The 11,932-nt window shown below is 37.4% G+C and carries 10 protein-coding genes; 7 read left to right on the top strand and 3 right to left on the bottom strand.

Going from position 1 to position 11,932, the window contains the following annotated elements; all coding sequences use genetic code 11:
• The first annotated feature begins 89 nt into the window (after nt 1–89).
• Nucleotides 90–1,496, top strand: coding sequence for an aldehyde dehydrogenase family protein (locus tag PYW32_RS10810; RefSeq protein ID WP_016174279.1), 1,407 nt, complete (start codon nt 90–92; stop codon nt 1,494–1,496).
• A gap of 302 nt (nt 1,497–1,798) precedes the next feature.
• On the opposite strand, the gene PYW32_RS13400 is transcribed toward PYW32_RS10810, so the two are convergent.
• The 3 genes from PYW32_RS13400 to PYW32_RS10800 all read right to left on the bottom strand — a co-directional run bounded on the left by PYW32_RS13400 (nt 1,799) and on the right by PYW32_RS10800 (nt 5,693).
• Nucleotides 1,799–2,068 carry a glycosyltransferase family A protein gene (locus tag PYW32_RS13400; protein ID WP_420828464.1) on the bottom strand — a complete coding sequence of 90 codons (270 nt, stop codon included), beginning with the start codon at nt 2,066–2,068 and terminating at the stop codon, nt 1,799–1,801.
• Nucleotides 2,069–2,232: 164 nt separating this feature from the next.
• Nucleotides 2,233–3,984 carry an ABC transporter ATP-binding protein gene (locus PYW32_RS10805; protein ID WP_016174280.1) on the bottom strand — a complete coding sequence of 584 codons (1,752 nt, stop codon included), beginning with the start codon at nt 3,982–3,984 and terminating at the stop codon, nt 2,233–2,235.
• The gene (locus PYW32_RS10800; protein ID WP_016174281.1) at nt 3,981–5,693 is read right to left on the bottom strand and encodes an ABC transporter ATP-binding protein; all 1,713 of its coding nucleotides are present in this window, start codon (nt 5,691–5,693) and stop codon (nt 3,981–3,983) included. The genes PYW32_RS10805 and PYW32_RS10800 overlap by 4 nt, the downstream gene beginning before the upstream one ends.
• Before the next feature lie 303 nt (nt 5,694–5,996).
• On the opposite strand from PYW32_RS10800, the gene PYW32_RS10795 reads away from it, so the two are divergent.
• The 6 genes from PYW32_RS10795 (at nt 5,997) to PYW32_RS10770 (ending at nt 11,912) form a co-directional block, all read left to right on the top strand.
• Nucleotides 5,997–7,244 carry a 3D domain-containing protein gene (locus PYW32_RS10795; protein ID WP_016174282.1) on the top strand — a complete coding sequence of 416 codons (1,248 nt, stop codon included), beginning with the start codon at nt 5,997–5,999 and terminating at the stop codon, nt 7,242–7,244.
• 292 nt (nt 7,245–7,536) lie between these two features.
• Nucleotides 7,537–8,643: a hypothetical protein gene (locus PYW32_RS10790; protein WP_016174283.1), complete on the top strand. Its 1,107-nt coding sequence runs from the start codon at nt 7,537–7,539 to the stop codon at nt 8,641–8,643.
• Nucleotides 8,644–8,660: 17 nt separating this feature from the next.
• Entirely contained in the window at nt 8,661–9,611 is a 951-nt protein-coding gene (locus PYW32_RS10785; protein ID WP_016174284.1) for an LCP family glycopolymer transferase, read from the top strand.
• A gap of 21 nt (nt 9,612–9,632) precedes the next feature.
• On the top strand, nt 9,633–10,418 hold the full coding sequence (locus tag PYW32_RS10780; protein WP_016174285.1) for a YveK family protein: 786 nt from the start codon (nt 9,633–9,635) through the stop codon (nt 10,416–10,418).
• A 9-nt stretch (nt 10,419–10,427) separates the two neighbouring features.
• Nucleotides 10,428–11,126: a CpsD/CapB family tyrosine-protein kinase gene (locus PYW32_RS10775; protein ID WP_016174286.1), complete on the top strand. Its 699-nt coding sequence runs from the start codon at nt 10,428–10,430 to the stop codon at nt 11,124–11,126.
• Between the two features lie 21 nt (nt 11,127–11,147).
• Nucleotides 11,148–11,912 carry a tyrosine-protein phosphatase gene (locus tag PYW32_RS10770; RefSeq protein WP_016174287.1) on the top strand — a complete coding sequence of 255 codons (765 nt, stop codon included), beginning with the start codon at nt 11,148–11,150 and terminating at the stop codon, nt 11,910–11,912.
• Nucleotides 11,913–11,932 lie beyond the last annotated feature (20 nt).

Below are 11,932 nucleotides of genomic sequence, written 5' to 3'. Positions count from 1 at the left end.
TAGTTCTGGAAAAGGGGTATTTTTTGACGACTGCTTATACACATGTTACCGTAATTATAAGCACTTCATTATTAAAGGAGGAAGACAAGATGAAGAAATATGAGCAACTATTTTATGATGGTAACTGGCAAACAGCCGATTCTCAAGTATTTTCAGATGTAGTCAATCCTGCAACCGAAGAAGTAATAGCCCAAGTGATTCAAGCAACGCATAAAGATGTGGATAACGCAGTTGCAGCTGCGAAAAAAGCTTTTCCAAAATGGAACACTACAGCACCCAAAGAACGTGCAGAATATTTAGAAAAAGTGTTGGCCATTATCAAACGTCGCCAAACAGCTATTCAAGAAACGATTATTCAGGAATTAGGAGCGAGTAAGCAATTTACAAAAAACGCGCAAGTTCCGTTATCGATTCGTGAAATGGAAGCCACACTTGCTGAATTTGCAACCTATTCATTTGAAGAAACCGTGGATAACGCCAAAATTATGAAAGAAGGATATGGTGTGGTTGCTTGTGTGACCCCTTGGAACTATCCCTTCAATCAAATTCAACGAAAAATTACGCCGGCGTTATTAGCGGGTAACACGGTTGTTGTTAAACCAGCTAGTAATACACCACTCACAGCCATTTTATATGCTGAAATTATGGAAGAAGCTGGGTTACCTAAGGGTGTCTTTAATTTAATTACGGGGAGTGGTGGCGATGCAGGAGATTATTTAGTTTCACATCCTGATGTCGAAGTCATTTCCTTTACTGGCTCAACAGAAGTCGGAAAAAACCTCTATCATCATGCCGCAACGACCGTCAAAAAATTAGTTTTGGAATTAGGCGGTAAATCAGCAATGGTCTATCTAAAAGGTGGCGATTTATCGGCTGCTGTCGAAGCTGCTGCCAGTACCGTTTTAGATAATCAGGGACAAACCTGTTCGGCGCTTTCACGTTTGTTGGTTCCTAGCGATGAATTAGAACAAACAAAACAACTTTTAAAAGAATATTATGCAACTATCCAAGTCGGAGATCCAGCGGAAGAAGCAACTCGAGTGGGTCCAATGGTATCAGAGAGTCAACGGAAAACCGTATTAGAATATATTCAAAAAGGGCAAGAAGAAGGCGCAGAAATCTTAGTAGGTGGTCAGGTAATTGAAGGCAAAGGATACTTTGTCGAACCAACTGTTTTTGTGAATGTTACCAATGACATGACGATTGCCCAAGAAGAAATTTTTGGTCCAGTGTTAACCGTAGTGACGTATGATACAGTCGAAGAAGCGATTGAACTTGCGAATGACTCGGTTTATGGTTTATCAGGTGCTGTCGTTGGCCCAACGGAAGAAGCTGAGAAAGTAGCACGCCAATTACGCACAGGAAATGTGATTGTCAATGGTGGCAAGCGCACAGCGAAAGCGCCATTTGGAGGCTATAAACAATCCGGATTAGGTCGTGAAAATGGCTTATATGGACTAGAAGATTATCTTGAAACAAAAGCGATTTTCTTATAAAGCATAAAAGCAGTCTGCGGACTGCTTTTATTATGTAAAATTTTTCTTAAATTTATAGTATGTTTTTTGATTACCTAAAATGGTAATTTTAGGAGACACACTATACATTTTCATCATAAACCAATTGTCTTCACGAACTTTGATGAAATCAGAAAAATCAAGTTGATATTCATCAATTCATTCACGCTTAAAGAGTTTTCCTACAGCATTTAAAGAATTATAGAGTTTAGTCTGCGAGAAGGCTAGATTAGTTACGGTTGTTAGGTAAGAAAAGGCGGATTTACTGATAGCACGGGTACTACTTAAATCACGCGCATAAGGCATACAAACCATATCTTGTCACCATATTCAGCAATTGCCATCGCATCACTTAAAGCGTGTTCGGTTAAGTAATCATCCGAATCGAGAAATAATAGCCATTTTCCAGTAGCTAATTTAATACCGTTATTACGTGGTACAGACGCACCACCAGAATTTTGCTTTCGGCGCGCAATGAGAAAATTTGGAAAAAATTTTTCATAATCTGCTAAAGTATCAAAACTATGATCTTGTGAATGATCATCAACCGCGATGATATTGAAAGTAAAATGTTAGGTGTTTCTTTTTTGAACTTATACTGAGAGAATACTGCTAATTCGGTGAGTGCCATATAAAAATCCTCTGTTTTGTATACTTTTCTAAAGGATAGCATATCCATAAAAAATAGCGAGAAAACGTTGCGTTTTCTCGCTGCTTTTTACTGTTCAAACTGTGCATGATGCAATTGATAATATGCGCCTTTTTGCGCAAGTAACTCTTCGTGGGTTCCTTGTTCAATAATATGCCCTGCATCCATCACTAAAATTTTATCAGCTGATTGAATGGTTGAAAGGCGATGAGCAATGACGAAGCTTGTGCGTCCTTGCATCATTTCGAGAAAGGCAGATTGAATATTTTTTTCTGTTAAGGTATCCACAGAACTGGTAGCCTCATCTAAAATTAACATAGCTGGATTACTAATCATTGTACGAGCAATTGTTAATAATTGTCGCTGCCCATCAGAAATTTTAATTCCTTGTTGTCCGATTGGTGTATCTAATTTTTGAGGTAAACGCATGACGTAATCACACATGTAGGCTTTTTTCAATGCCGTATAGATTTCTTCATCGGTTGCTTGCGCATTCCCGTAAGTTAAATTTTCTCGTAAAGAAGCATCAAATAACCAGGTATCTTGTAACACCATACCAAATTGTTGGCGTAAATTGTCGCGTTTTAATTCACGAATATCCACACCGTCAATGGTGATTTTACCACTATCCACATCGTAAAAACGCATTAATAAATTAACCAATGTCGATTTTCCAGCACCTGTTTTTCCTACAATGGCAATTGATTCACCCGGTTCAGCAGTAAAAGTGAAGTTCTCAATCAATGGTCGCTTAGAATCATAAGCAAAATCAACTTCTTCAAAACGAACCTCACCTTGAATAGCTGTTAACTCTTTGCCCGTTTCATCCGAAGATTCAGGCGTTTGATCCACTAAATCAAATGTTCGTGTTAACCCAGCTAAAGCTGTTTGAATTTGCGTCGTAATCCCAGAAATTTCAATAAACGGTTTAGAAAACTGTGAGGAGTAAATGGTAAAACTCGAAACAATCCCAATCGTAACCAATTCGCTCCCTGAAAAAATTAAATAGGCACCGGTAAAACCAACGGCTACATAAGCCAAGTGATCGACAAAACGTGACAACGGATTGGTTAAGGAAGAAGAAAATTGTGCTTTTTGTCCACGCACATATAATTCTTGGTTAATTGTTTCAAAACGTTGTTGATTATTTTCTTCTTGTTGGAAGGCTTTGACAATTTTTTGATTGCCCACCATTTCTGTAATAAAGCCAGAAACTTGTCCGACAATTTCTTGTTGCTGACGAAAATCATTTTGTGATGCACGAGCTACAGCCCAGCTTACTAGGAAAATAATGGGTGTGGATAATAAAACGACAATTGTTAAAACCACACTCATACGAACCATCATAAATAAAGCGAGTAATACAACAGAAACACCTGAAAATAATTGATTGAAAATCGCTGATACAGCGACCGAAACATTATCCATATCATTCGTAAATCGGCTAACGATATTGCCGTGAGAAGTCTGATCGTAATAACGCAAGGGAAGTTGGTTCAATTTTTGATAGGCGTCTTTTCGTAAATCGGCGGCTGCTAAATAAGCCACTCGATTTCCTAAGCGTTGAATAAACCATTGACTAACTGTGGTTACGCCAACAATACCGGCAAATAGACCTAAAATTTTATATAACTGGTTAAAATCAACCGCATCTTTTCCAAGTAACTGATCGACCGCTTGTCCAATTAAAAAGGTCATATAAACCGAAGTGAGACCAGCAATGATCCCAAGTAACATGGCAGTCATATTTTCTTTTCTATAGCGTAATAAGTAAGGGAAGAATCGTTTTAGACTATTCCAATCAAAAGATTTTGTTTTCATTCGATTCCCTCCTCTTGTGATTCGACAATTTCTTGGTATTCTTGCGATGTCTGTAGCAACTGTTCATGAGTTCCTTTAGCCACTAATTTCCCTGCATCCATGACAAAAATTTGTTGTGCATCTTGAATGGAACGAATGCGTTGTGAAATGATAATTACGGTACCTTCCAGTGTTTTTAAGGCTTGTCGCAATTTTAAATCCGTTTGATAATCCAAGGCACTTAATGAATCATCCAAAATCAAAATGGCAGGTTTAGCAATTAAGGCACGTGCAATGGTCAGACGTTGCTTTTGTCCACCTGAGAAATTTTTTCCACCCTCAAAAATTTGGGTATCTAAACCATCAGGTAAAGCTTCGACAAAATCACGTGATTGTGCCAATTCTAACGCTTCCCAACAATCTTCATCAGTGGCATCATTTTTTCCCCAACGTAAATTGTCTCGAATCGTACCAGTAAATAAAACAGCGGTTTGTGGGACCATCGCAATGGTTTGGCGTAATGCGTGAACATCCCATTCGCGCACATCTTTACCAGCAACTTGGACGGAACCATCTGCCACATCATAAAAACGAGGAATCAATTGAGTTAAGGCCGATTTGCCACTACCAGTGGGACCTGTAATCCCAATTGTCGCATTTTTAGGAATGGAGAAAGTAATGTCTTCTAATGCCAAGCCAAATTCTGGCGCAAAACGAAAATCGACCTGTTCAAAAGTCACGCTGCCCGTATTTTCATACGCATCCGTTCCTGTGTTTGATTGAATCGATGAATCAACTTCTAATACTTCATTTACCCGACTGGCTGATGCTGCAGCACGGGTAAAGATGACCACTAGATTTGACACAACAATCAAGGCTAACAGCATTTGGTTCATATAATTCACCAATGCTAAGATTTGACCTTGTTGCAAGTGACCAACTGTTACTTTAAATCCGCCGATATAAAAAATGGCCAAGACACCAAAATTTAAAATCAATGTGGTTGCGGGTGTTAATAATGCAGAAAGATTTGTAACACGCAGATACACTTTTGACAACTCATCGGTGGAGTCATCAAAACGTTTGATTTCTGTTTGACGACGTGCAAATGCGCGAATCACGCGGACACCGCTTAAATTTTGACTAACCAATTCATTGACGTGGTCTAATTGGCGTTGCACACTTTTATACAACGGCACTGATTTGCTAATGATAAAAAATAAAACCAAACAAAATAAGGGGAGAACACATAAGAAAATCAAGCCGATTTGCCAATCAATATAAAAGGCCATCACGACAGCACCGATACTCAAGAAAGGCGCGCGTACCACTAAACGAATCAACATTGCTAAAGCAACTTGTAATTGATTGATGTCATTGGTGGTACGAGTGATTAATGTATCGGTACCAAAGCGGTTCAATTCTTGATGAGACAATTGATTAATCTTTTTCATCAATTGATTCCGTAATTCCGTACCAAAACCTTGCGAGGCATAGGACGCATAGTATTGACAGATGACTGCACATAATAAACCAACAATTGACATGACGACCATCCAAATCGTCATTTCCAGAACCTTGGACCAGTTATTTTTCTGGATCCCTTCATCAACTAACACCGCCATTAATAATGGTAGAACAAGTTCAAAAATTGCTTCTAAAAATTTGAAAAAAGGACCGAGAAAAATCTGTTTCCGATAATTTTTCGCATAACGTAATAAACGAAACATAATTTCCTCCTTAAAATAATGTGATAGCAACATTGTAACGTAAAGAAACAATGAAAGAAAGTTTCGGGGGGCTGAGGGCCAATCATTCCAGTTAAATCACATTATGTTACAGAAGTGTTACGATTATAAACACTGACAAATCAATGATTCTCATTTGTTTAACACTGATAAATAAGCCAATGTATCAAAAATATCCGCATTCTCAGTGAATTGTAATAATCTGTAAATGAATTGCAACAAACATGGAAGGCTACTTTTGTATAATGGACAAAGTTGAAGAATAATAGGGAAGGTGTTGAGTTCGTGAAAGCGAAGAAATTTTTAGCAACTTGTTTGTTGGGAATGACTGTTACAGCGCCGATGACAGTAAGTGCTGAGTCACTAGAATCGTTGGATAAAAAAGAAGAAGCACTGCTACAACAAAGTGAAACAATTAGTGCCGATGTACAGTTAGCATTACAAGATGTCAATCAGACATATCAAGAAGTAGAAGATCTCAAAGATAAAATTGCCAAAAATGAGAAGACATTGGTAGAAACACAAGAGGAAATGAAAGCAACTGAAGAAAAAATTGCACAAAGAAAACAACTTGTGGCCGATCGTCTACGAACATTACAATTGAATCGCGCATCAGAAAATAAATTAATGATGTTGCTTCAAGCATCAAGTATTCAAGAATTCATCAATGGCGTATATGCTATTTCTGTATTGCAAACAGCTGAAAAAGAGGCCCTTGCAGAATTAGATGAAGAAATTGCCAAACTACAAGAACTTGAAGAAAAAGCAATGACTACCCAAGAAGAACTTGAAACAAGCGAACACGCGCTAGTGAACGAAGCCAATGAATTGGACACGAAAATTAGCAACTTACAAGTGCAACTTACAGATAACCAAGACGCGTTACAATCAGTTGCGCAGAGTAAGTTTGTTGAAAACGAACGTCTAAAGGCCGAAGCTGAGCGTAAAGCAACTGAAAAACGTGACCAAGAACAGGCACGTCAAGCCGAAGAAAGAGCACAACAAGAAAAACAAGCAGCTCAAGCACAGGAAACACAAGTAAAAGAATCAGAAGAAAGCCCAGCAATCTCAGCTCAATCTGAAACAAGTACGCAAGCCTCAAGTAGTAAAGTTGTACGCGAAGAATCAGCTGAAGGAGAACAATCTACCGTACAATCCGAACCGAAAGTAGAAAAAGTAGAAACCTCACAACCAGAAACACCAAAGCAAGAAGCCGTAACACAACCCGAGGAAAAACAATCCACAGGTCGGGTCCTCTATATGGAATCTACTGCGTATTCGTATGCTGAAGCAGGTGCGAGTTTCTATACAGCTTCGGGATTAGATTTAAGACAGAATCCACAAGCGATTGCTGTTGATACAAGTGTCATTCCACTCGGCACGTTAGTAGAAGTGGAAGGATATGGTGTCGCCATTGCCGCAGACACAGGTGGTGCTATTAAAGGCAATATCATCGATGTACACTTCAAAACAGTGGAAGAATGCAGACAATGGGGCCGACGTCATAACGTCAAAGTCACCATTCTTCAATAATAAAGAACCTTAGCGATACAATCATTCTTGCTCTAAAGGATGATTGTATTGTTGTAAAAATACTACCTTTTCTGAAAAAAGGAGGTGTCTTTTAAAACGGATATAACCTTGATGAAACAAGGATAAAAGAGGAATGCTCTTGTTTTTTTAAGCTTTTAATGAAAATGAAATGAAAAAAATATTCTTCCATTTAGATGGCAATTGGAGTAGAATTGGCATATATGCCTATTACAAAACGAAGTATAATTGAAAATTTGAATCATAAATTACTACAAGGAGTGTTGGTCAACGAATGAACAAATTGTTGAAAGGAATTGGTGTGGTAGCGGTCGCAGCCGCTGCTGTGGGAATTTGTTATATTGGTTATCAGAAGAACAACGATCGCCAATATGAACAGCGCGTTTCTTATGCAGAAACAGCTGTCACAAATGAAAAGTCAAAATTAAATGAGTTACAAAAGAAAGTCAATGATTTTTATGATAGCAAAAATAAAGAGTTTTTGAAAAAAGGGCTCAAAGCAACTGATGTAACAAAAGTTAAAAGCGATTTAGAATCTGTTCGCGTGACCGCAGAAGATTTTAAGATTAAAGAAGGTTCATTACCTGATGGTATTAAAGAATTAGAAAAACAAAAATCAGAAATCGCTAAAAATTTGACCGATGTTTCTGACAAATTACGTATTCAAGATCAAACGAATAAATTGTTTACCAAAGAAGTTTCTGATTGGTTTACATTTAAAGATGAAATGATTATGCAAGAGAAATTGAAAAAAGCGCAAGTCGATGAAGTTAGTGAAAAACTCTCTTTATTCCCGGATGATAAATGGCGTAAAGTTGTAAAAGACTACTTAAAGAGTGCTTCTGATCAAGTGAAAACAGCCGATGACTTACAAAAACGTTTTGATGAACTATTAAAAGACGGTGCCATTGTGACGTATGAAGATTATATGGATGTGTTAGCTAAAATTGAAGATATCCGTAATGAGAAATTGAAAGAGAAGTTTGCTGCTTTAGCTGAAGAAGTATCACACTTAGTGGTTGCTGTCCAAGAGTCAACAACCTATGAAGAAGTATCGACTGAAACCTATGAAGAACCAGTCGTGGAAGAATCCACTCATTCTGAACCAGTATATGAAGAACCAATTCCTGAGTCTTCAGAAGAACAATGGCTTCCAGAAACACCAGTTGATACTGGCAATCAAGGGGGCTATGTACCTCCTGTAGACAATGGTGGCAGTTCTAGTGAAAGCGTCGTGGAGACACCAGACACAACACCAAGTTCTGAACCAGTCGAAACACCTACTACAGAATCAACACCTGTCGAAACTGAAGCACCAACTGAAACGGGCACTGAAACACCAAATTCAGAGCAACCAACAACCGATTCAGTGGCTCAGTAAATAATGGAGGAATGAAGATGTCACGTAGAAGTCGTCGAAGTTCACGAGGAAAAAAAGTCTTTTTAACAATATTTGCAATTGTCGCTGCGTTGGTTGTAATCGCAGCGGGAGTTGGAGCAAAATTATATTTTGACTTATCTGGCTCAATTAAACAAACTTATGAAGCCGTTGAACGAAAAAATACTGAAACAAAAAAACGTCAACAACCAGTAGATTTAAATAAAAAGGAACCATTTAGTGTGTTACTTTTAGGAATTGATACTGGCGATTTAGGCCGAACAGAACAAGGTCGTTCCGATACGTTAATGGTTGCTACTGTCAATCCCAATGATAATAAAACGACATTAGTCAGTGTACCACGAGATACCTATGTTGATATTGTCGGTTATGGTACTCAAGATAAAATCAACCATGCTTACGCGTTTGGTGGAGCTGCAATGTCCATGGATACTGTTGAAAAGTATCTAGATATTCCAATTGACCATTATGTTTCAATTAATATGATGGGAATTAAAGAGTTAGTTGATGCTTTGGGTGGTGTCGATGTCAATAATGACTTAGAGTTTGAAAGTCGTGGAGAACATTATGCCTTTGGACCAATTCATTTAGAAGGAGAACGTGTTTTAACTTACTTACGGATGCGTTATGAAGATCCTCGTGGCGATTACGGACGCCAACTACGTCAAAGAGCAGTTGTCGAAGCAGTTGTTAAAAAAGTTCTAACCTTAGATGGTGTTACTCAATATCGTAATATTCTAGATGCAATGGAAGGGAATATGAAAACCGATATGAACTTTAATGATATGCAAAAAATTGCTTTGGATTATCGTAGTGCATTTACCACAATTGACCAACTGCAAATGCAAGGTGATGGTTTTATGCAAGATGGTGTATCCTATCAGCGTGTGAGTGATGAAGAATTACAATCTGTTCAAAACAAACTGAAGAAACAATTAAATACCAAGTAATCAATAGAAAGTGGAGAAAAGATGGAAGAAACGATTAGTTTAAAAGAAATTTTTGAAGTTTTGAAGAAACATATTGCATTGATAATTGTTAGTATGTTTATTGGTGTAGGACTAGCAGGGGCGATTACTTTTTTTGTAATTACACCTCAATATAGTTCACGAGCACAATTAATTGTAACTTTACCCCAAAATGATAATCCTAATGGAAATTTAAATGATGTCAATTATAATTTACAAATGCTAAATACGTACAAGGATATTATTAAAGAAGGTGATACGTTAGCGTTACAAGTTCAAGAACGATTAGAAAAAGATTATGCTATCTCTTTAACACCTAGTCAAATTAAAGAAACACTTGAAGTTACGCAATCACAAAATTCGCAAATGTTTTCAATTTCAGCAACCAATCCCAAAGCAACAGATGCTGAGCATATTGCAAATACAGCCGCAGAGGTTTTCCAAGAAACAGTCAAAGATGTTTTAACAAATGTCGATAGAATTACGATTGTTTCAAAAGCAACAGCTAGTTCAACTCCGGTTTCACCAAACAATAAATTGAACTTAGCAATTGGATTGGTATTAGGATTATTAGTTGGTATAGGCTTTGCCTTCTTATTACAATTATTAGATCGTACCGTTAAAGACAGTCGTTTTGTGACGGATAACTTAGAATTAACTATTTTAGGGACTGTCCCACAAATGACACAAAAAGAAATCAATGCAACAACTCAAAAAATGCCTGAAAAGGTTGCTAAAAAAATTGAAAATGATGAATCTGCTACGAGACGTAGCCGTTCACGAGTGTAGGAGGACATCATGGCAAGAAAAGAAAGAAAAGAAAATAGAACGAATCCTGTGAGTTTAATTACGTTGGTAGATCCGTCATCACCAGTATCAGAGCAGTATCGAACCATTCGTACCAACATTCAATTTGCATCTTCAATTGATCGTAAGTTACAAACTTTAGTGGTGACTTCATCTGGTCCGAGTGAAGGTAAATCAACAACTGCAGCTAATTTAGCAGTTGTTTTTGCAAAATCAGGACAACGAGTTTTATTAGTAGATGCCGATATGCGGAAACCGACAGTCTTTAAAACCTTTCAATTAACAAATGAAGTAGGATTGAGTACAGTTTTGAGTACTAGTACAAGAATTGATAACGCTGCACAAAAAACTAGTGTTGAAAACTTATCGGTATTAACGAGTGGTCCAAAACCACCTAACCCTTCAGAGCTACTAGGCTCAATGCGAATGGATCAAGTCATTAAAGAGGCAAGAAACTTGTATGATATTATTATTTTTGATATGCCACCGATTGTAGCGGTAACCGATGCGCAAATTATGGCATCGAAAGTTGATGGGACATTATTAGTTGTTCGTGAAAACGTAACGAAAAAGGAATCTGTCACAAAAGCTCGAGAATTATTGCAATTAGTAAATGCTCGCGTTTTAGGTGTTGTTTATAATGGTGCTGAACAAAGCAAAGATCAAGGATATTATTATTATTCTAGTTAATAACTAAAGGAGTCGAATGAAATGATTGATTTACATTGTCATATTTTACCAGGAATCGATGATGGGGCAGAAAATATAGAGGCAAGTATTGCCATGGCTGAAAAAGCCATTAGTCAAGGAATTACACATATTCTATGTACGCCCCATCATAATAATGGACGATATGAGAATCCTAAAGATTCAGTCATTCATTCAGTCTCTGTATTACAAACAGAGTTAGATAAACGCAATTTAAACTTGACCTTACTAGAAGGCCAAGAAGTCCGAATCACAGGGGATTTGATTGAGGAAATCAATCGGAATAAAATCCTCTTCACAGATTTGGATGATACATATATACTGATTGAATTTCCTACGATGGATATACCAGCGTATACAGAACAAATTTTCTTTGAAATGCGTGCACTGGGGAAAATACCAGTGATTGTTCATCCTGAAAGAAATGCAAAATTCAGAGAAGATCCTAATTTGTTGATTCCCTTTTTAGAAATAGGATGCTTAGCTCAATTGACCGCACCAAGTATCGTGGGGACGTTTGGTAAATCAATTCGAAAAACGGCAATAGAGATGGTAAAGCATAATTTGGTGCAGATGGTTGCTTCGGATGCACATGGCGTTAAGAAAAGAACTTTTTATATGGAAGAAGCCTATCAAATTATTGAAAAAGAATTTGGGAAAGAAAAAGTCATACAAATGAAACAAGTTACTAAAGATTTGTTAAATGGGGAACCAGTAACATACCCATTATATCAAGAAGTGAAAAAGAAAAAATTTGGTTTGTTTTAGGAGGAATAGCAGTGGGGGGA

This window comes from Enterococcus saccharolyticus subsp. saccharolyticus, from assembly GCF_029023825.1.
In the GTDB taxonomy this organism is placed as follows: domain Bacteria; phylum Bacillota; class Bacilli; order Lactobacillales; family Enterococcaceae; genus Enterococcus_F; species Enterococcus_F saccharolyticus.
Note: the sequence above shows the minus strand (reverse complement) of the source record. Positions and strands in the feature narration are given on the sequence as shown.